The organism is Bacillus sp. FJAT-14266 (genome assembly GCF_001719225.1).
GTDB classification, from domain to species: domain Bacteria; phylum Bacillota; class Bacilli; order Bacillales; family Bacillaceae; genus Bacillus; species Bacillus subtilis.
Genome location: NZ_CP017072.1, coordinates 2,160,012 through 2,181,267 on the forward strand (window position 1 = coordinate 2,160,012; position 21,256 = coordinate 2,181,267).

At 42.7% G+C, this 21,256-nt stretch carries 20 protein-coding genes; 13 read left to right on the forward strand and 7 right to left on the reverse strand.

From position 1 onward, the window contains the following. The first annotated feature begins 113 nt into the window (after positions 1–113). The 7 genes from BGM23_RS11555 to odhB all read left to right on the forward strand — a co-directional run bounded on the left by BGM23_RS11555 (position 114) and on the right by odhB (position 10,877). Positions 114–1,331 (forward strand): macrolide family glycosyltransferase, encoded by a 1,218-nt coding sequence (locus BGM23_RS11555; RefSeq protein WP_004399256.1) that lies wholly within the window; start codon positions 114–116, stop codon positions 1,329–1,331. 381 nt (positions 1,332–1,712) lie between these two features. Then, positions 1,713–2,957: a D-gamma-glutamyl-meso-diaminopimelic acid endopeptidase CwlS gene (gene cwlS / locus BGM23_RS11560; protein WP_046663362.1), complete on the forward strand. Its 1,245-nt coding sequence runs from the start codon at positions 1,713–1,715 to the stop codon at positions 2,955–2,957. Between the two features lie 92 nt (positions 2,958–3,049). Then, positions 3,050–3,640 (forward strand): superoxide dismutase family protein, encoded by a 591-nt coding sequence (locus tag BGM23_RS11565; RefSeq protein ID WP_015251895.1) that lies wholly within the window; start codon positions 3,050–3,052, stop codon positions 3,638–3,640. A 63-nt stretch (positions 3,641–3,703) separates the two neighbouring features. Continuing rightward, positions 3,704–4,618, forward strand: coding sequence for an ATP-binding protein (locus BGM23_RS11570; protein ID WP_015251896.1), 915 nt, complete (start codon positions 3,704–3,706; stop codon positions 4,616–4,618). A gap of 10 nt (positions 4,619–4,628) precedes the next feature. Further along, positions 4,629–6,545 (forward strand): nitric oxide reductase activation protein NorD, encoded by a 1,917-nt coding sequence (locus tag BGM23_RS11575; protein ID WP_029726821.1) that lies wholly within the window; start codon positions 4,629–4,631, stop codon positions 6,543–6,545. Positions 6,546–6,773: 228 nt separating this feature from the next. Further along, positions 6,774–9,608, forward strand: coding sequence for a 2-oxoglutarate dehydrogenase E1 component (gene sucA, locus BGM23_RS11580; RefSeq protein WP_015483337.1), 2,835 nt, complete (start codon positions 6,774–6,776; stop codon positions 9,606–9,608). Positions 9,609–9,623: 15 nt separating this feature from the next. Continuing rightward, entirely contained in the window at positions 9,624–10,877 is a 1,254-nt protein-coding gene (gene odhB / locus BGM23_RS11585; protein WP_014480026.1) for a 2-oxoglutarate dehydrogenase complex dihydrolipoyllysine-residue succinyltransferase, read from the forward strand. A gap of 46 nt (positions 10,878–10,923) precedes the next feature. Here odhB and BGM23_RS11590 read toward each other — a convergent pair whose 3' ends face one another. Next, positions 10,924–11,889 carry a bile acid:sodium symporter family transporter gene (locus BGM23_RS11590; protein ID WP_029726822.1) on the reverse strand — a complete coding sequence of 322 codons (966 nt, stop codon included), beginning with the start codon at positions 11,887–11,889 and terminating at the stop codon, positions 10,924–10,926. Positions 11,890–12,107: 218 nt separating this feature from the next. On the opposite strand from BGM23_RS11590, the gene BGM23_RS11595 reads away from it, so the two are divergent. Continuing rightward, positions 12,108–13,445 (forward strand): sodium-dependent transporter, encoded by a 1,338-nt coding sequence (locus BGM23_RS11595; protein WP_014477075.1) that lies wholly within the window; start codon positions 12,108–12,110, stop codon positions 13,443–13,445. Between the two features lie 32 nt (positions 13,446–13,477). Here BGM23_RS11595 and BGM23_RS11600 read toward each other — a convergent pair whose 3' ends face one another. From BGM23_RS11600 to dhaS, 3 genes are all read right to left on the reverse strand, one after another. Next, entirely contained in the window at positions 13,478–14,323 is an 846-nt protein-coding gene (locus tag BGM23_RS11600; protein ID WP_015714097.1) for a superoxide dismutase, read from the reverse strand. Next, on the reverse strand, positions 14,313–16,211 hold the full coding sequence (sqhC, locus tag BGM23_RS11605) for a sporulenol synthase (protein ID WP_046663357.1): 1,899 nt from the start codon (positions 16,209–16,211) through the stop codon (positions 14,313–14,315). Before sqhC ends, BGM23_RS11600 begins: the two co-directional genes overlap by 11 nt. A gap of 100 nt (positions 16,212–16,311) precedes the next feature. Next, positions 16,312–17,799, reverse strand: a complete 1,488-nt coding sequence (gene dhaS, locus BGM23_RS11610) for an aldehyde dehydrogenase DhaS (RefSeq protein ID WP_029726824.1) — start codon at positions 17,797–17,799, stop codon at positions 16,312–16,314. A 229-nt stretch (positions 17,800–18,028) separates the two neighbouring features. On the opposite strand from dhaS, the gene BGM23_RS11615 reads away from it, so the two are divergent. Together BGM23_RS11615 and BGM23_RS11620 are read left to right on the forward strand one after the other, a co-directional pair. Beyond that, positions 18,029–18,232, forward strand: a complete 204-nt coding sequence (locus BGM23_RS11615) for a DUF6501 family protein (protein WP_003231245.1) — start codon at positions 18,029–18,031, stop codon at positions 18,230–18,232. 353 nt (positions 18,233–18,585) lie between these two features. After that, positions 18,586–18,930 carry a PH domain-containing protein gene (locus BGM23_RS11620; protein WP_003220141.1) on the forward strand — a complete coding sequence of 115 codons (345 nt, stop codon included), beginning with the start codon at positions 18,586–18,588 and terminating at the stop codon, positions 18,928–18,930. Between the two features lie 86 nt (positions 18,931–19,016). Here BGM23_RS11620 and BGM23_RS11625 read toward each other — a convergent pair whose 3' ends face one another. Both BGM23_RS11625 and BGM23_RS11630 read right to left on the reverse strand, forming a co-directional pair. Next, positions 19,017–19,250: a hypothetical protein gene (locus BGM23_RS11625; protein ID WP_029726825.1), complete on the reverse strand. Its 234-nt coding sequence runs from the start codon at positions 19,248–19,250 to the stop codon at positions 19,017–19,019. A gap of 4 nt (positions 19,251–19,254) precedes the next feature. Then, entirely contained in the window at positions 19,255–19,518 is a 264-nt protein-coding gene (locus BGM23_RS11630; RefSeq protein ID WP_004399338.1) for a hypothetical protein, read from the reverse strand. A gap of 66 nt (positions 19,519–19,584) precedes the next feature. Here BGM23_RS11630 and yocM point away from each other — a divergent pair, with 66 nt between their 5' ends. Further along, positions 19,585–20,061 (forward strand): salt stress-responsive protein YocM, encoded by a 477-nt coding sequence (gene yocM, locus BGM23_RS11635; protein ID WP_003231255.1) that lies wholly within the window; start codon positions 19,585–19,587, stop codon positions 20,059–20,061. Here yocM and BGM23_RS11640 read toward each other — a convergent pair. Continuing rightward, positions 20,048–20,275 carry a hypothetical protein gene (locus BGM23_RS11640; protein WP_015383862.1) on the reverse strand — a complete coding sequence of 76 codons (228 nt, stop codon included), beginning with the start codon at positions 20,273–20,275 and terminating at the stop codon, positions 20,048–20,050. The two genes, yocM and BGM23_RS11640, sit on opposite strands and share 14 nt — an antisense overlap. Before the next feature lie 77 nt (positions 20,276–20,352). Between BGM23_RS11640 and BGM23_RS11645 the strand changes: the two genes are divergently transcribed. Together BGM23_RS11645 and BGM23_RS11650 are read left to right on the forward strand one after the other, a co-directional pair. Beyond that, positions 20,353–20,685 (forward strand): hypothetical protein, encoded by a 333-nt coding sequence (locus BGM23_RS11645; RefSeq protein ID WP_003231257.1) that lies wholly within the window; start codon positions 20,353–20,355, stop codon positions 20,683–20,685. A gap of 74 nt (positions 20,686–20,759) precedes the next feature. Further along, a complete protein-coding gene (locus BGM23_RS11650; protein ID WP_003231259.1) occupies positions 20,760–21,251 on the forward strand; it encodes a TraR/DksA family transcriptional regulator in 492 nt (163 codons plus the stop codon). The last annotated feature ends 5 nt before the right edge of the window (positions 21,252–21,256 follow it).

Below are 21,256 nucleotides of genomic sequence, written 5' to 3' on the forward strand. Positions count from 1 at the left end.
GGTAGAAAAGTTATATGTAATGAATATTAATAAAGTGAAATACTTTACCTGTTTATGTATTTATAGTACCGTATAAAATATTATATAAATTTTCAAAGGAAGGGTGCTGCCGCATGGCAAATGTATTAATGATCGGTTTCCCCGGTGAAGGGCATATTAATCCCTCTATCGGTGTGATGAAGGAGCTGAAATCCCGGGGAGAAAACATTACGTACTACGCAGTGAAGGAATATAAAGAAAAAATCACAGCTCTTGATATAGAGTTTCGTGAGTATCATGATTTCAGGGGAGATTACTTCGGGAAAAACGCAACCGGCGATGAAGAAAGAGATTTCACAGAAATGCTCTGCGCTTTTTTGAAAGCCTGTAAGGATATCGCGACTCATATTTATGAGGAAGTCAAACATGAATCGTATGATTATGTCATATATGATCACCATCTTCTCGCGGGTAAAGTCATTGCCAACATGCTGAAGCTGCCAAGATTTTCATTGTGTACAACCTTTGCGATGAATGAGGAATTTGCGAAGGAAATGATGGGAGCGTACATGAAAGGATCACTTGAAGATTCACCTCATTATGAATCATACCAGCAGCTTGCAGAAACGTTAAATGCTGATTTTCAAGCAGAGATCAAGAAGCCATTTGATGTTTTTTTAGCTGATGGTGACTTGACAATCGTCTTTACATCAAGGGGATTTCAGCCACTGGCTGAGCAATTTGGCGAGCGATATGTATTTGTCGGTCCTTCCATTACAGAAAGAGCCGGAAACAATGATTTCCCATTTGATCAGATTGACAATGAAAACGTGCTGTTTATTTCAATGGGAACCATTTTTAATAATCAAAAGCAGTTTTTTAATCAATGCCTTGAAGTGTGTAAGGACTTTGACGGTAAAGTTGTGCTTTCCATCGGCAAGCATATTAAAACAAGTGAGTTAAACGACATTCCGGAGAATTTCATTGTACGCCCGTATGTCCCTCAGCTTGAGATCTTGAAAAGAGCCAGCTTATTTGTGACCCACGGCGGAATGAACAGCACAAGTGAAGGTTTGTATTTTGAAACCCCGCTCGTTGTCATTCCGATGGGAGGCGACCAATTTGTTGTCGCAGATCAGGTAGAAAAAGTCGGCGCAGGAAAAGTAATTAAAAAGGAAGAATTGTCTGAAAGCCTACTGAAAGAGACGATACAAGAAGTAATGAATAATCGTTCGTATGCTGAAAAGGCAAAAGAAATTGGACAATCACTGAAAGCGGCAGGCGGCTCTAAAAAAGCAGCCGACAGCATTCTTGAAGCTGTAAAACAAAAAACTCAATCAGCAAATGCATAGTGTAAAAGCCTGTTCTTATCGAAAGAACAGGCTTTTTGCCATTTCATAAGAATGCAGAGGAAGGGATTTGACACGCCGATAGAGAATTGATTAGAAAAATAGACAAGAAAGGAGGAGAAACTGCTTCGTTCATCGATAGAAAACCATCATTTTTACCCTCACTTAAATAGTTCCTTAGACTTTCGAAAAACATATCGTGCTTATGTAAAATGTTAGATGTTTATTTGAAGGTTTAAAGGTCGAACGATGCTGAAAATGCTGCGCCAAATGTTTGAAAAGGGTTTAACTTGCTGAAAAATTGACGATAAAACAGTTGTGTGCCATTTTTGGAAACAAAATACTAGCTGTTTTTACAAAAAAACAGTTTAGGAGGTTGAATGAATGAAAAAGAAGATTGTAGCCGGCTTGGCTGTTTCTGCAGTTGTTGGGTCGTCGATGGCCGCAGCACCCGCGGAAGCAAAAACGATAAAAGTAAAAAGCGGTGACTCTCTTTGGAAACTTTCCCGCCAGTATGATACGACAATATCAGCTCTGAAATCCGAAAACAAATTGAAATCAACGGTGCTTTATGTCGGACAAAGCCTTAAGGTTCCTGAAAGCAGCAAAAAAAGCACGACATCCCCATCTAACTCAAGCAAAACATCAACATACACAGTTGCATATGGTGATTCCCTATGGATGATTGCTAAAAATCATAAAATGAGTGTTTCTGAGCTTAAAAGCTTAAACAGCCTGAGCAGTGACCTGATTCGTCCGGGGCAAAAGCTTAAGATCAAAGGGACAAGCAGTTCAAGCGGATCAAATGGACCAAAGAAAAACAGCGGTTCCAATTCTTCAGGTTCTTCAAAAAGTACATATACGGTCAAGCTTGGTGACTCACTGTGGAAAATCGCAAACAGCTTAAATATGACTGTAGCCGAATTAAAAACCTTAAATGGCTTAACATCAGATACACTTTATCCTAAACAGGTGCTCAAAATAAAAGGAAGCAGTTCACCTAAGAACGGAAACAGCGGTTCCAAAAAGCCGTCAAACTCCAATCCCTCAAAAACAACGACGTACAAGGTAAAAGCAGGCGATTCACTGTGGAAAATTGCAAATCGGCTCGGAGTCACTGTCCAAAGCATCCGTGATAAAAACAATTTATCATCGGATGTGCTGCAAATCGGGCAGGTTCTGACTATTTCGGGAGCATCAAAATCTAATCCTTCAAATCCGACAAAGCCAACAAAGCCAAAAGATAACTCAGGGTCAAACATTCAAATAGGTTCGAAGATTGACAGAATGATAACGGAAGCGAAAAAATATGTCGGAGTGCCTTACCGATGGGGCGGAAACACGCCTGCCGGTTTTGATTGCAGCGGCTTCATTTATTACCTCATTAATAATGTATCATCTATATCAAGATTGAGTACGGCAGGGTATTGGAATGTCATGCAGAAAGTCAGCCAGCCGTCAGTAGGAGACTTTGTCTTCTTTACCACATATAAATCCGGCCCGTCTCACATGGGGATTTATCTAGGCGGCGGTGATTTTATTCATGCAAGCTCATCGGGCGTCGACATTTCCAATCTCAGCAATTCGTATTGGAAACAGCGGTACTTGGGCGCAAGAAGTTATTTTTAAAAATGAGTATGACAAAAAGCCTTTTATAGGCTTTTTTGTTTATACCAGACAATGATTGACCACACTGTTAGAAAAAACAAGGGGGAGACAGTATGTACCGTCTCTTGCTGTTGATGATGCTGACGGCACTGGGAGTTGCCGGATGCGGACAAAAAAAACCTCCAGACCCTCCTAACCGGGTGCCGGAAAAAAAAGTGGTTGAAACGTCAGCGTTTGGTCATCATGTCCAGTTGGTCAATCGTGAAGGGAAAGCAGTCGGCTTTATAGAGATCAAAGAATCAGATGATGAAGGCCTCGATATTCATATTTCCGCAAACAGCCTGCGTCCAGGTGCTTCTCTCGGTTTTCATATTTATGAGAAAGGTTCTTGTGTCAGGCCGGATTTTGAATCAGCGGGCGGTCCCTTTAATCCGCTGAACAAAGAACACGGCTTCAATAATCCGATGGGGCATCATGCCGGAGATCTGCCGAACCTTGAAGTCGGTGCTGATGGAAAGGTAGATGTCATAATGAATGCGCCTGACACTTCACTGAAAAAAGGAAGTAAACTAAATATTCTCGACGAGGACGGAAGTGCATTTATTATTCATGAACAAGCGGACGATTATCTGACAAACCCAAGCGGCAATTCCGGTGCGCGTATTGTCTGCGGAGCCCTTTTGGGAAATAACGAGAAGCAGTAATATCATCCAAGCCCTTTTGTATTGAGCATACAGGGGCTTTTTTAGTATACTCGTTAATGGAATATGAATAGGAAAGGGAATCTGTCTATGACAACTCAACTACAGCACTTAACATTGCCGGAAGATATACAACAAAAGCTTTTATCATATAAAGAGCAGCCTATTTCCCCGGAGTTTCAATCGCTTATAGGAACATCAGGCTATGAGGCGGAGGATGAAGCCATTCTATTTGACGCCATTATTGCATTAGCCATGGGGAAAAATGTCCTGCTGAAAGGGCCTACAGGTTCAGGAAAAACAAAGTTGGCAGAAACATTGTCCAGCTATTTTCATAAACCGATGCACAGCGTCAACTGTTCAGTCGACTTGGATGCTGAGGCATTGGTCGGTTATAAAACGATTGAAAATCAATCTGGCCAGGCGACAATCGAGTTTGTTTCAGGACCTGTTACAAAGGCAATGAAGGAAGGCCATTTTCTTTATATAGATGAAATCAATATGGCGAAGCCAGAAACACTGCCTATTTTAAACGGTGTATTAGATTACAGAAAAATGATGACAAATCCGTTTACAGGCGAGGTCATACGGGCTAAAAGCGGTTTCGGAGTCATTGCAGCCATCAATGAAGGCTATGTCGGAACTGTTCCTCTGAATGAAGCGTTGAAAAACCGTTTTGTCATCATTGATGTGCCTTATATTAAAGGCGAGCTGCTGAAACAAGTGCTCATGTCTCAGTCAGCCCTGAAAGACGAGAAATTGATTGACAGATTTATCACGCTTTCCTCTGACTTGATCGTTCAGGCCAATAACGGACAGGTGTCTGAAGAAGCGGCATCCATCAGAGCTTTACTCGATACATGTGATTTAGCTGCTTATATTCCGCCGCGTCGTGCCATTGAGCGGGGAATTGTAGAAAAGCTTGATGATGATCGGGAAAAAGCGGCCGTCCGAAATATTGCAGAAACTCTATTTGAATGAGGGGGCTGCGATGAAATTTATCAAATTTAACGACAGCACGATTGATTCATTTTTATTTATGATGCTGACTGATTTGGCCAAAACACTCACCAAGAGTGAAGCGGTAGAAGTGGAGTATGGCGTTCAGTCCTATTACAATCCATTTGAAAAGAAAATCTATATGAGCCACTTTTGGAAAGACAGGGCAGCTGAGGACATGGAAGCGGGTCTGAAAAGCGACGTCTACCTGCGTTCAGTCGGAACAAGATATAGCTCGCTGCATGAGTTTGCGAACTTTTTGAATGATATCCATCGCCATCTTACGTTTAAAAGTTTTGCCAAGCAGCTCTTTATGCTGCTTGAAGACATTAGGATCGAAGAATGCATCAAACGTGAGCGCCCGGGTACGAAACATGTATTTGCGAAGCGAAAAGACATGTACAGAAAACATTTCTCAACCCAGCTGACCTTAAATTTGGAACGAAGCATTTTTACCGATGCGCTCTTTTGCGCGATCTATGTCAAGCTCACAGCGGAATCGCCGCTTGAGACCCTTCCGTCCATGCGTGAAGATATCGATTTGATGCGCCCGTTTATTGAGCAGCAGCTCTTGCGTGTGTATGAAGCAGATTCGACACGGCAGGTTCTGAAAATTGTTGAGGACCTCATGGATGGGCTTGAAGAGGTGCTCGATAAAGACATGTTGAACACCTACTTCTTCTTGCCTGAGCTTGACTACGCAAAAGCTGCAGAACAGCCGTTATTTGAAGAGGAGAAAAAAGCGCCGAAGCTGAGTGATGACATCACGCTTCCAAAAAAATCAGACGGTGATGAGGATATCCATGAAGAAGAAATGCCGACATGGCACCGGGAAACAGAAGCACCGTCTAAAAGCTTCCTTCAATTTGATATTGAACACGGCGCAAAATCAGATTTAGGAAAAGATGCTTCAAGGGAAGGCGACGATGGAGATCAGGCCCTTGGCTCTGTTCAAGGATCAGCCAGACAAACGAAACGGAAAGACTATTCCAAGCTGGAAGCGCTGGAGTCCCAAAAAGACCAGCCGAACGGAGCGGGTACGGCTGACGGCAAAGAAAATAAATATGCATTTCCAATTTATAAAGAACCGCAGCCGGCAACCAGTGAAGAAGAGCTTTCTTATAAACAGCAGGCAAAAACGATTGAATCGTATCAAAAGCGTTTGAAACAAATGATTCAAAAAACACTTGAACATAAAAAAACATTGCCGAGAACAGATCTTCATGCCGGGAGACTGAACAATAAGCTTCTTCGTTACTTCACTGAGCGAAATCCGCGCCTGTTCTACAAAAAGCAAGAACCGTCTTCAGAAATTGACGCAGTTTTTACATTGCTGGTCGATTGTTCCGCCAGCATGTTCGACAAAATGGACGAAACAAAACGAGGAATCGTGCTGTTTCACGAAGCGCTGAAATCGGTAGCGGTTCCGCATCAGATTGTCGGTTTCTGGGAGGACACAAATGATGCAACCGAAACAAGCCAGCCAAACTATTTCAATACGGTTATTCCCTTCCAATCATCATTAAGACAAGATTCTGGACCGGCCATTATGCAGCTTGAGCCAGAAGAAGATAACCGTGACGGGTACGCAATTAGGCAGATGACGAAAAAAATGCTGCATCGCAGCGAGGCGCAAAAGTTCTTAATTGTTTTCTCAGATGGAGAGCCGGCCGCATTTGGCTACGAACAAAATGGGATCGTCGATACAAGTGAGGCGGTTATCGAAGCCCGAAAAAGAGGAATAGAAGTGATAAATGTTTTTCTCTCCAACTCAGAAATAGAAGAATCGCAAATGAAGACGATTCAGGATATGTACGGAAAATTCAGTATATTTGTCCCGGATGTTGATCAGCTACCGGATGTTTTATATCCGCTTTTGAAAAAACTGCTTCATAAAAGCATAGGATAGCCCTTAATCCTATGCTTTTTGGCGTTTGTTTTTTCGAATGATTAAATTTTTTGTTTTTTATAAAGGTTTTTTACTATTTTGTGAACAATCAAGGTAGAATCAAATTGCAAACAGTGGTAAAATATCGTTGGAAGCGTTTTTATTACATAATTTTGGACACAGCGTTCGAAAGTTATTTCAAGATAGTGAATCAATCACTTGATTATTTAAGTTGGGGGTAATATTCAAATGTTTCAAAATAGTATGAAACAACGAATGAATTGGGAAGATTTTTACGGTCCGAACCTCGGCTATGCGCTGGAGCTTTACGATCAGTATACCCAGGATCCGAACAGCATTGACCCGGATTTGAAGGAAATGTTCGACGAGCTCGGTGCTCCGCCAAGCGATATAAAAGAGGCCTCGGGAACAAAAGAAAAGGGACGTGTTACAGCCGATCTGATTCAAAAGATCGCATCCGCAGTCAGACTTGCAGAAGATATCCGAACCTATGGCCATTTGAACGCTTCCGTCAATCCGCTCAGAAAGGATGAGAAAAAGAGCGAACTTTTTCCATTATCCGATTACGGGCTAACAGAAGAGGAAATAAAAGCAATACCTGCGTCTGTCATCTGCAAAGACGCTCCTAAAAACATTACGAACGGTTTAGAAGCCATTCAGTATTTACGAAATACGTATAAAAGAACCATCTCTTTTGAATTTGACCATGTGCATGACTTCAAAGAGCGCGAGTGGCTGACAAGAAAGATTGAATCTGGCGAGCTGTTCCAGAAGAACTCAGCTGAAAAGCTGTCGGCTGTGCTGGAAAGACTGACAGAAGTAGAGGGATTTGAGCAGTTTTTACACCGCACATTCGTCGGGCAGAAGCGCTTTTCCATTGAGGGTCTGGACGCTCTTGTTCCAGTGCTTGATGACATTATTGCACAATCTGTCAAATCAGGCACGACAAGCGTCAACATCGGGATGGCGCACAGGGGACGCCTGAATGTCTTGGCACATGTGCTTGGCAAACCGTATGAAATCATCTTCTCTGAATTCCAGCATGCGCCGAATAAAGATCTTGTCCCGTCTGAGGGATCAATTGGAATCAGCTACGGATGGACAGGGGATGTCAAATACCATTTGGGGGCGAATCGGGAGCTTCAAGACGCTGAAACAAAATCAGCGCGCATTACGTTAGCGAACAACCCGAGCCACTTGGAATTTATCAATCCGATTGTTGAAGGCAGCACAAGAGCAGCACAGGAAACGCGAACACAAAGCGGGTACCCGGTACAAGATGAAACAAAATCGCTGGCCATTTTAATCCATGGAGACGCTGCATTCCCTGGGGAAGGAATTGTAGCTGAAACATTGAATTTAAGCTCTTTAAAAGGGTATCAAGTAGGCGGTGCGATTCATATTATCGCCAATAACATGATCGGATTCACAACAGAAAGCGCTGAATCCAGATCGACAAAATATGCCAGCGACCTGGCCAAGGGTTATGAAATTCCGATTGTTCACGTGAATGCGGACGATCCTGAAGCTTGTCTTTCAGCTGTTAAGTTTGCGGTCGAATACCGAAAAACATTCAACAAGGATTTTCTGATTGATTTGATCGGGTACAGACGCTATGGACACAACGAAATGGATGAACCGTCAACCACTCAGCCAATGCTGTATGATGCTGTCAGAAAGCATCCGACCGTCAAACAAATTTTCGCTGAAAAGCTGGTAAAAGAAGGCGTGCTTACCGAGGAAGTCGTTCAAAACATCGAAAAATCGGTAACGAAGCGCATTGAGGATGCATATCAGAAAGTTCCGTCTAAAAAGGAACACACTGCCTGTGAAATTGAACTTCCAGAGCCTGTATCAAACGGTTTCCCAGATGTGGACACTTCGATTGATTTTGATGTGCTCCGCAAGCTGAATGGCGAATTGATCAACTGGCCGGAGTCATTTAATGTTTTCGGCAAGCTAAAACGCATTTTAGAAAGACGCGCCAAGGCGTTCGATGATGATAGAAAAGTGGAATGGTCTTTGGCAGAATCACTCGCGTTTGCTTCAATTTTGAAAGACGGAACACCGATTCGTTTAACAGGACAGGATTCCGAGCGCGGAACGTTCGCCCAAAGAAACCTTGTGCTTCATGACAGTGAGACGGGCAAAGAATTTGTGCCGCTTCATCACTTATCTGACTGCAGCACATCATTTGCTGTTCATAACAGCCCGCTGTCTGAAGGATCGGTTCTCGGTTTTGAATACGGCTATAACGTGCATTCACCGGAAACGCTTGTTTTGTGGGAAGCACAGTACGGAGATTTTGCCAACGCTGCTCAAGTGTATTTTGACCAATTTATTTCTGCCGGACGCGCGAAATGGGGCCAAAAATCCGGATTAGTCATGCTGCTTCCGCACGGTTACGAAGGACAGGGGCCTGAGCACTCAAGCGGAAGAATCGAGCGATTCCTGCAGCTTGCAGCGGAAAACAACTGGACGGTTGCCAACCTGACAAGCGCGGCACAGTATTTCCATATTTTAAGAAGACAGGCTAAAATGCTGCTTCGTGAAGAAATCAGACCGCTCGTCATTATGACGCCGAAGAGCCTTCTTCGCAACCCAAATACGGTGTCGGAAGTGCAGGAGCTCAGCGAAAGCCGCTTCCAGCCTGTTTATGAACAGTCGGGACTTTCTCATGACTATGAAAAAGTAACCAGACTTGTATTATCCAGCGGTAAAGTGTCTATAGACATCAGTGATCATTTTAATAAGTTAGAAGACGGTAAAGAGTGGCTTCACATTGCGAGAATCGAACAGCTGTATCCATTCCCGGCAAAAGGAGTCAAAGAATTATTTGCAAAACTTCCGAACCTGAAAGAAATCGTTTGGGTGCAGGAAGAGCCGCAGAACATGGGGGCTTGGGGTTATATCAGCCCGTATTTGACAGAGATTGCACCAGAGGGAGTAAGCGTTCAATATATTGGACGAAGAAGACGATCCAGTCCTGCAGAGGGAGATCCGACAGTTCATAAAAAAGAACAGGAACGTATTGTATCTGATAGCTTGACTCGCAAAAACTAAGGGGGAAATGAAAAAATGGCGGAAATTAAGGTACCTGAATTAGCAGAATCAATCTCAGAAGGAACAATAGCCCAATGGTTAAAGCAGCCTGGTGACTATGTAGAACAGGGTGAATATCTGCTTGAACTAGAAACGGATAAAGTGAATGTTGAATTGACAGCAGAAGAATCGGGTGTACTTCAAGAGGTATTGAAAGATTCGGGTGATACCGTCCAGGTCGGAGAAATTATCGGTACGATTTCAGAAGGCGCGGGTGAAAGTTCTGCCCCTGCTCCTACAGAGAAAGCAGAAAGCAAGGAAAGCGTAAAAGAAGAGAAACAGGCTGAACCAGCTGCACAAGAGGTGAGCGAGGAAGCACAATCTGAAGCAAAATCAAGAACGATCGCTTCTCCGTCGGCCCGTAAGCTGGCGAGAGAAAAAGGAATTGACCTGTCTCAAGTTCCAACTGGAGATCCGCTTGGAAGAGTGCGCAAGCAGGATGTCGAAGCGTACGAAAAACCGGCATCAAAACCGGCTCCTCAGCAAAAGCAGCAGCCTCAGGCTCAAAAAGCACAGCAAAGCTTTGAAAAACCTGTCGAAGTGCAAAAAATGTCACGCCGCAGACAAACGATTGCAAAACGCCTTGTAGAGGTACAGCAAACATCAGCGATGCTGACCACATTTAATGAAGTGGACATGACGGCTGTCATGAATCTCAGAAAACGCCGCAAAGATCAATTCTTTGAGCAAAATGAAGTGAAGCTCGGCTTTATGTCTTTCTTCACGAAAGCGGTCGTAGCTGCATTGAAAAAATATCCGTTGTTGAATGCAGAAATTCAAGGCGATGAGTTGATCGTTAAAAAATTCTACGATATCGGAATCGCTGTTGCTGCTGATGAAGGCCTTGTCGTTCCGGTTGTGCGGGATGCGGATCGCCTGACATTTGCAGGAATCGAAAAAGAGATCGGCGAGCTTGCGAAAAAAGCAAGAAACAATAAATTAACCCTTAGCGAGCTTCAGGGAGGCTCTTTCACGATTACAAACGGAGGGACTTTCGGTTCATTGATGTCAACTCCAATTTTAAACAGCCCGCAAGTCGGTATACTGGGCATGCATAAGATTCAGCTGCGCCCTGTAGCCATTGATGAAGAGCGTTTCGAAAACCGTCCGATGATGTATATCGCTTTATCTTATGATCACCGAATTGTAGACGGTAAAGAAGCGGTTGGCTTCCTCGTGACAATCAAAAATTTACTGGAAGATCCTGAACAGCTTTTATTAGAAGGATAATAAAAAAGGGTACATCACGATAAAGTGATGTACCTTTTTTGCATATTTAAAGTGATAGATTGCTGCTTTTGGATCCAGCTCGTTTCTTTTTCACTTTTTTCGACCAATATGTTGCAAGCATAGAACCTGAAAGGTTATGCCACACACTGAATATTGCGCTTGGTACGGCAGATAGCGGTGAGAAATGAGCCGTGGCAAGTGCAGCCCCAAGTCCGGAGTTTTGCATGCCGACTTCGATTGCGATCGCTTTTTGAGACGGGTAATCCATTTTTAAAAGCTTTGCACAAAGAAACCCAAGTAAATAACCGATACCGTTATGCAGGATAACAACTGAAAAAATGAGCAACCCCGATTGAAGCAGATTTTCCCGATTGCCGCTGACGACAGCTGAGACAATCGCAACGATGCCAATGACAGAAACAAGCGGAAGGGCATGTACGGCTTTTGCTACTTGTTTTCTGAAAAACATTTTGACAATCAAACCTGCAATGATCGGAAATAAAACCGCCTGTAAGATTGAGATAAACAAAGACCCCGGTGAGACAGGAAGCCATTCTTTGGCAAACAGCATAATCAACAACGGTGTTACAACAGGTGCCAATAAGGTAGAAATTGTCGTAACCGCAACAGAAAGGGCAGTATTTCCTTTTGCTAAGAATGTCATAACATTAGATGCAGTTCCCCCGGGACAGCAGCCGACAAGAATAACACCAACTGCGATTTGAGCTGGAAGATGAAGCCCAAATGCGAGGCCGAAAGCAACGAGCGGCATGATCGTATACTGGGCTATTACTCCAATAATAACTTGCCAAGGCTTTCTGACCAGCTCTTTGAAATCATCGGCTTGCAGTGTAAGGCCCATCCCAAACATGATAATGCCAAGAAAAATCGTAATATAAGAACTGATCCACGTAAATAAAGATGGGAAAGAAAATCCCAGCACTGCAAAAACAATGACCCATATGCCAAAGGTTTGTCCTGCAAAATGACTTATTTTTCTAATGATGTCCATAAAAACACTCCTAACACACTTATCAAGAACTTCAGCAGAAATTCTTACAAATTTCATAACATTCTCTTATTATAAATAATTTTCTGAATAATTCAATATTAGTTTTTAGCAGATGTCTATAGATATATAATGTAAACTAATTAAAATGTTCTTGACTATATAGGAAGATATTCTTACAATGAACCTTTATAATGGTTAGATCAAATAGGAGTGATACGGTGAAGGAAGCAAATCAATGGTCTTCGAAGCTCGGCTTTATTTTAGCCGCGGCAGGATCAGCTATCGGGCTTGGTGCGATATGGAAATTCCCATATGTTGCCGGAACCAGCGGAGGAGGCGCATTTTTACTTATTTTTATTTTATTTACGGTTTTAATCGGACTGCCTTTATTGTTAGGTGAATTCATCATAGGCAGAAGAACACAGAAAGATGCCGTTCAGTCCTATAAAACACTTGCTCCAGGAACGAAGTGGCATTGGATCGGTTATTTAGGTATGGTGACGTGCTTTATTCTTCTATCTTTCTACAGTGTCGTAGGCGGATGGATTTTAATTTATATTATAAAAGGCTTCACTGGCGGTTTATCGCAAACATCTGGTTTTGATACGATATTTGCAAGTACCATTTCAAATCCTTATTTGGCTGTAGGAGGCCAGCTGCTCTTTATGGTGGTAACAATTTTAGTTGTTGCAAAAGGGGTAAGCAGCGGAATTGAAAAAGCAAGCCAAGTATTAATGCCGGCGCTTTTTCTATTATTCATCATTTTAATGGTGCGTTCGGTTACACTTGATGGCGCGATGGAAGGAATCAAATTTTTCCTGATGCCTGATTTAACTGCAATTGATGCCAATACCATTTTATATGCAATGGGACAATCCTTTTTCTTATTAAGTGTCGGTGTATCTGTCATGGTAACGTATAGCGCTTATTTAGAGAAACAGGAAAATCTGGTACAGTCCGCTGTATCTGTAACTGTTATGAACATGCTTGTTGCTGTAATGGCCGGAATTGCGATTTTTCCAGCTGTCTTTTCATTCGGCCTCAAACCAGACCAAGGCCCGGTTCTGTTATTTAACGTGCTGCCGACTGTGTTTAATCAAATGCCGTTCGGAATTATCTTTTTATTAGCATTTTTACTTCTATTTTTATTTGCTGCATTGACATCTGCTTTTTCAATGCTGGAAATTTTGGTCGCAGTACTGTCGAAAGGCGATGTCAATAAGAGAAAACGATTCGCTTGGTTAGGCGGAATTGCTATTTTTATTGTCGGTGTGCCGTCTGCATTATCATACGGTGTCTTAAGTGACGTCACTATATTTCATCTGTCTATTTTTGATGCGGCCGACTATCTTGTGAGCAATATTTTAATGCCGTTAGGTGCGTTACTGATTTCGATTTTTGTCCCGCTTAAAATACCGAAACAGGATTTGTTTGACGAGCTGAAAAGCGGTTCCAATCTCAAACGAAAGTGGTTTGCGGTTTGGCTGCTGCTCATTCGATATCTATCTCCTGTTGCCATCATCATCGTGTTTTTGCATGTGGTAGGGATTTTTTAAAACACGGAGCCCCCGAGGAAAGGGGGCTTTTTTTAATAGAGCTTCCAAACGACTTCTTTTGCCTGCTCAAAACGTTTTTCAGCCTCGCGCCAATCCACGACATTCCACCAGTGATCGACATAGCTGGCCCGGTCATTTTTGTATTGCAAATAGTAGGCATGCTCCCATACGTCAAGCGGTAAAAGGGGGATTACATCCCATTGGCTTAAGAGCTGGTGTTTTTCTGCCGTTAAAATCTCCAGCCGTCCTGATCGAGGTGCCCAGACCAGAATGGCCCAGCCGACGCCTTCCACTTTTTTAGCGGCTTGGGTAAAATGTTCTTTAAAAGCGGAATAGCTTCCAAATGAAAGGTCTATCATTTGGAACAATGCCCCTGTAGGACGCCGTTTTCCGTTTGGATGCATAGAAAACCAAAAAATACTATGCAAATAATGGCCTGCTCCATGGAACGCAAGCTCTCTTTCCCAATGAGTGATTAAGTCATAATTCTTTGTCGCTCTCGCTTTTTTAAGCTCTGATTCTGCTTTGTTCAGGCCATCGACATAGCTTTGATGATGTTTTGTATGATGAAGGACCATAATATCGCGTGAAATATAAGGTTCTAAGGCGGAGTATTTGTAGGGAAGCTTTGGCAGCACGTGTTTCCCTATAGGGACATAAGCGCGCCTTTCACTTGTATCATCTGATTCTGTTATATCCCGATAAAGGGCAGCGGCCTGTTTATACCAATCTTCTTCTGTTGTTTGGTCATCTTCCAGAGCCTCAATCATCTTGTCGATTTGATCTTCAAACTGGTCAAGCTGACCTCGCTTTTGAATCTGATCTTTCAGGGCTTCACACCAATTGAACATCTCTGTTTGATAAGATTCACGTTTCATTTGCTGTCTCCTTTTCAATAGAATCTAAATACTTTCCGACAGCCAGCAAAGAGAATACATATGGATAACTGTGGTAGCGAATATAAAATTGCTTCGGCAATCCGATCCCTGCTGGATACGCGAGGCTATTGGCGCTATGCGAACTGCTGTCGGTAAGGTATTGCAAGCCTTTCACAACTGACGGATGTTCGGAATTTTCATATGTGAGCAAAGCGTCTAAAGCCCAGGCCGTTTGTACAATGGTTCCTCTATGAAGCGGTACATATGTTTTGATTTCGGCGCTTTTGCAGGATTCTCCCCAGCTTCCGTCATCATTTTGTATAGATTTGAGCCAACGCAGAGCCTTTTGTATACCGGGATGCTTTCGGTCAACCCCGCATGCATGCATACCAGTAAGAGCAGCCCAAGTGCCGTAAATGTAGCAAACACCCCATCTGCCGTACCAAGACCCATTTTGTTCCTGATGTTCGAAAAGCCACTTCACTGCGCGTTGAATATGTTGATGTTTTTTTTTGAAGCCAACTTTCTCGCCTAAAAAGTGCAGTACACGTCCGGTGAGGTCGGCGGTTGAAGGGTCAACTGCAGCGTCCTCGGCGGATTCAAGCGGCAGAAGGCGGATCAGTGGGTGGTTCACGTTTTTTTCGAAAGCAGAAAATCCGCCGTCATTGTTTTGCATCGATAAAAGCCAAGATACCCCCCGCTCCCATGCTGCAGGAGAATGATTGCGGGAAATCGCCTTTAAAACGGCTGCAGTGTCGTCACAGTCAGGGTTATTTGTATTAATGTTTGAAAACCCCCAGCCGCCAGGAACTGAATTTGGATTTTTGACAGACCAATCTGCTATTTTGGTATGCTGGCGTTCTAGCAAAAAGTCGGCTGCTTTTGTAACAGAGCCATCCGTTTCGGTCACACCATTTTTTTGAAGGGCATAGCTTATTAAAGCTGTATCCCAAACAGTTGAAGTAGAGTTTTCCAGATAAGGAATCCCGTTGCATTTAGTCACCAGTGATTTAATGCCGGTAATCGCCCTCCTGATAATAGGAGAATAGCGTGACACACCAAGTGACAGAAGGCTGTAAACCATATATATGGTTGCGCTCGCATAGCTGTATAATGTTCCATCTTTTTCAATCCGGTCCAGCATATACGTTTTAGCTGTCTGTAGGCCCAGCTGCTGAAAAGCAAATGGTGCATGAAAAACGCGTTTCCAATGTGACAAAATAGACGTGAGATCTCTTTCTTCGAAAGCATCAGACCGAAGCCAAGTGAAAGGATTTTTTGTCATGTGCGGATCGAGATGGTGAAGAGATGAAATATTGCGGTTAATAAGGACAAATCGCTGATTGAGTGTTACAGCCATAGGAGCAAAATGAATACGGGCATATGAGCTGAACTGATAGAAATGAATCGGCAATGTTGGGGGGAGCGCCATGAGTGATAATGGTAAATACAAAGCAGGCCAAGGATAAAGCCCGTTCGCGGCAAGCATCCATTTTGTCATAAAATGAACATGTCTCAAACCGCCATGTGAGATGATAAATTGTTCAGCTTTCTTCATGTGAGGCTCAGATCTGTGAAAACATCCTGAAGCCACCATCCCGACATATCCTTGGACGGTAGCCGTTAGATTTCCGCGCGTTTCATCGGGATAGTTGATAAATGTGCCGTCTGGCTGCTGTTTTGCATGAATGCCGGCTGCAAGGGATGATATCAGTTCTTTTTCATTTTTGCCTTCACCTAGTGAGGTAAGGAGCAAAATAAAAAAGGAATTTGTCATGATTGGTCCTTCAAAGCAAAATGTCCATGAACCATCAGCATTTTGCCTGTCTCTTAACTCGGTAATGGTTTTCTTTTGAAAACGCCTCACTTTCTCCTGAAGTGTGCCCATCACGCTCAACTCCTTCAGAAGCATATATATTCAGCGTCTTTTACTGCCATTACAGAAAGAAAAAAACTGCTGGCAGGCAGCAGTTTTTTAAACATACATGTTAGTCTTCAAGGTTTATCCATACACTTTTGACTTCTGTGTAATTATCCAAGGCATATGATCCCATTTCTCGTCCGAGTCCTGACTGTTTATAACCGCCAAATGGAGACGCCGCGTCAAACACATTATAGCAGTTCACCCAAACGGTTCCGGCTTGAAGTCGGTCCGCGATATAGTGAGCCTGCTTGACGTTTTCTGTCCATAGTCCGGCCGCAAGCCCATATTCTGAATGGTTTGCCCGTTCAATAACTTCATCGACAGTTTCGTACGGAATTGCAGTCAGCACGGGTCCGAAAATTTCTTCTTTTGCGATGGTCATTTCGTCTTCAACATTCGCAAACACAGTCGGTGCGACAAAATATCCTGCTTCAAAAGGACAGCTTCCGCCGGTCACTGCTTTTGCTCCTTCATCTTTTCCTTTTTGAATATAGGAAAGAACGCGCTCATGCTGTTCCTTGCTTACGAGAGGCCCGATTTGAGTATCTTTATGAAGTCCCGCTCCTTGGCGGAGTGACTCAGCATAGGACGCCATTTCATCAACAACTTCATCATATTGGTCTTTATGAATGAAGACACGTGAGCCCGCACAGCAGACTTGGCCCTGGTTAAACATCACACCGTTTAAAGCGCCCGGGATGGCTTTTTTCAAATTCGCATCCGGCAGAAGAATATTAGGCGATTTTCCGCCCAGCTCCAATGTCACACGCTTAATGCTTTTCGCTGCGGTGGACATGATTTTCTTTCCGATTTCAGTGGAACCGGTAAAGGCAATTTTATCAACCGCTTCGTGGTTCGTCAGCGCTTCTCCCGCATCTTCACCGAATCCTGGGATGATGTTGATTACACCGGCAGGGAAACCGACTTGGTCAATTAATTCTGCCAAATAAAGAGCTGAAAGCGGTGTTTGTTCAGCCGGTTTGAGGACGATTGTACAGCCTGTTGCAAGTGCCGCGCCCATTTTCCACATCGCCATCAGGAGCGGGAAATTCCATGGAATGATCTGGCCGACAACACCGACAGGTTCATGACGCGTATAATTAAAATAAGCGCCGGAAACCGGAATCGTCTGTCCTGTTATTTTTGTACACCAGCCGGCGTAATAGCGCATATGCTCAATAGCCAGCGGAATATCTCCATTAGTCGTTTCATTGATCGGTTTCCCATTATCAAGTGTTTCAAGCTGAGCAAGCTCAGTTTTATGCTCTTCCATTAAGTCCGCCAGCTTATACATCAGTCTGCTTCTCGAAGCTGGAGACATTGTTCTCCATTCACCTTGGTCAAAGGCTTTCCGGGCAGCTTTAACCGCTTTGTCCACATCCGCAGCCTGGGCTTCATACAGCGTCATCAAGGTTTCGCCGGTCGCCGGGTTTGGAGTGTCAAAGGTTGCCCCTGAGGCACTCGGAACAAACTTTCCGTCAATATAAAGCTTCTTTGTTCCCTGTAAAAATGTCTCCAGCCTTTTCGTCACTTGCATCGTTAAAGAACTCATCCGTAACAAACCTCCAGTCATTTTTTATGGTCTGTTCTGAGATTCTTGGTGATAGCACATTGATTCCTGGATTGAATAGCAGAAATAAGCTGTGATAGTTGCTTCAAACGTAAGCGTATACAAACATTCTATAATAGAAATCAAGGCAAAATCAATGAATAACCGATATTGCAATTTACAAAAGAAAAAAGCTACAATAAGCTTATAGATAAGAAAAGGAGATTTCATCATGATTCATAAAAATTGGCTTGAAAAAGAAACAATTAAAAAAGTAAAGTGTGTGCAGACAAACGCAAAAAAATATATCGTAAACCGCGTTTTAACGCCGGGAAAAGAATATGAAGTAAAAAATGAAACAGAGGAGTTTCTCTTTGTGGTCGACAATACGAATAAAGTAGGCGGCTATTATAAAGAATACTTCGAAGAGATGTAATGCTTCCTTGAAGCATCAGACAGATTTTGTTAAAACATCGATACATAATCCGCAGCTCAGCTGCGGTTTTTTTGTGGTTAAAACAGGAAATATAAAACAAAATTAAAAAAATCATTAAAAACCGCTTTTTTATAAAAACATTGCTGAATATTGAAACTTTTTTCTCTATCTGTGCGTATTACTTGATGACAACAGCTTAAAAGCCAAAAAACAAATCAAAAATTTGAAAAATGTAATCTGTTCGTAATGGTTTAAATGTCTTCTATGTCGTATTCTTATATAGGGATAAAGGACTTATTTTTATGTAGTGAATGATAAAACAAATAGATAAATGCAGAAAGAGGGGTTCTTCATTGGGTATTTTTTCTGTTAGCAGATCAACGGACGCAAAGAAGCTTGAGGCTTTGCTCGTTGAAGGGGAAAGAATAGAATCGATTTATAAGCTCCGAGTGGACCAAATTTGCTTTACAAATAAGCGGATCATTTTCTTTGACAATAAAATGTTTTCCAAAAAGAAGGTTCGTGTATTTCTTCCATATAAAACAATTGAAAGCTTTGCCATCCAAGAAGCGGGAATGTTTGATCCGGACACTGGGCTTTTATTGATGACAAGAAGCAAAACGTTCGAATTAGAATTTGCGAAAGACACCGATTTAAGCGAGGTTCAGGCGGTGCTGACAAAGCATTTGTGCAGCTGAATATTTGATGAGCCAGCCGTTCAAAAAATGGTTAGGCTTTTTTTTATATATAAAAAAAAGAACAGGGCATGTGCGCCCTGTTCTTATTACACTATACTGTTTTTCGCTGAGTTCGAATCAACAAGATCTGCATCTAATACATTTGAAATCGGTACGACAAGAGGAGTAAAGTCGCCATTTTCTTCTCCAAACCCTTGATTTATTTTAGCTGATAAAAAGTAATCGACCTGCTGATACGGACCGAGTGTTAAAGAGGAACCACGGTCCATCGTATTGATTTTAAATCCGCCGACATTCACGACGGAGGGAGAAAAGAACATCTCATCACTTCCTTTTGATTGAGGAGTTAACCGCTTCACTTTCAAAAGAGGCCGGAGAATCAATTTGGTCTCTGTCATCCACATGGCTTCTCGTGCCCATAAATCCGCTCGCATCTCCAAAATTCTGTCCGTAGCCTTGATTTTTTTTATCTGAATTTTGCCATTCTGCCAATAAATTTTGTCCTACGTTAACCGCTGAAGCATTTTCAAAGGAATTAATTTTCAGCATGAAAATATTAATATTGATATACGGAGTTGGTTGAACCACAGGCAAACCTCCTTTCTATAGTTGTATGCTGGCGGTTATAAAGTATGTTAAGACAGGGGGCTTCAAATGGATTTCGAAAAGATGAAGCAGTGGATGGAATTCGCACAGCAGATGTACGGCGGTGACTTTTGGAAACAGGTATTTGATGAAGACCAAAAAACCCCTTTTATGACAAATGGCCAATCTCCGTTTCCGTTTGCGCAGCAAGATCAGCGAGGGAAAGGAGATGCTTCATTTCCGAGCATGGATATTGTAGATACCGTTGCGGAAGTGCAGTTTTTAATTTATCTTCCAGGCTACCGTAAACAAGACGTTCACATATTATCGTACGGAGATTATTTAGTGGTGAAGGGGCAGCGCTTTTCCTATTTTAATGAACAGGACTTTCGCCAAAAAGAAGGGAAATACGGAAGTTTTGAAAAGAAAATTCCGCTTTCCGATCATCTTCATGGAAAGATGAATGCCATTTTTAAAGACGGAATCCTATACATCACCATTCAAAAAGACGAAGGTCAAGCGAAAACCATTGTTATTGATGATTGATTTTCATACTGAGTGCATCTGCCCCATCACGGTCATCAATTGATTCAATCGGAATGACCATAACAATAACATCTGCATTTTGTTCCCCAAAACCGTTATTTCTTTTGATAGCAGAGCACCTGTTCCTTAACTCCGCAGAACCAAAGGTAAGGGATGAGCCGGTGCCTATCGAGTTAGTCTTGAGATGAGAAATATTGATGTTAGTCGGAAGCATGAAAACCTCTCCTTTCTATGGGATATACCTCATTATATATGTAGACGAAAGAGGAGTATGCAAAGGGTCGTGATGTCATGAAAAAAATGTTCCGGTCGCTGATCAGGCATTGCTTGAAACCAGAACTTGACAAACTGCGTGAATGTGAAGAAAGACTCTCAGTGATTGAGAAACAAAAACAAAGCAGCAAACAAGAGTCTGAAGAAACCTATATACATATTGAAACGCTGAATGTCGAAAAAGTTGACTATCATCTTGAATTCGGCGAGCTGACCATTGATGAACTGAGCGGCAGATTAAATATAGGCGCAACCTATTATATACCGCCAGAAGAGAAGGACAAAAAGTGCCAACGAAAACCCGAAGCACCATCGACGCCAGCGGTCACGATCCGTTCAAAAAGGCAGTAGCTCATCTTTCCATCGATGTTTCCATGTTTGACAGAAGGCAAAACGGGAAACAGGATAGAAAGGAGAGGATATACATGGCACTGACAAAAGAACAAACACAGCATCTCTATCATAAATTGCTCGATATGCAAAAAGAATTGTCTGGCGAGAAAAAGGAAACAGAATCAATGACGGAAGAAGTGGGGGAGCTTTCCAATGGGGTTGACAACCATATGGCAGACCACGGGACGCTCGTCACAGACCGGATGACAGACCAAACAGTGAAAGAGATTGACCGGGAGCTGTTAGAGGAGGTCAACCGTGCATTACAAAAGATGAAAGATGGAACTTATGGCGTGTGTGAAAAAACCGGTCAAGAGATTCCTTACGAAAGACTTGAAGCTGTTCCTTATGCAAGAATGACAGTTGAGGCCCAAGCTGATGTGGAGGATGATCTGGAGACAGATGCTCCTTCTTATGAAAGAGAGTTTCATGAACAGGTAAAAGACTTATCCAACAAAGAAACAATTGATCAAAAAAGCTCGCAGACGTATGAAATCTTAGATCGTGAACAAGATTCGAAGTAAAAATG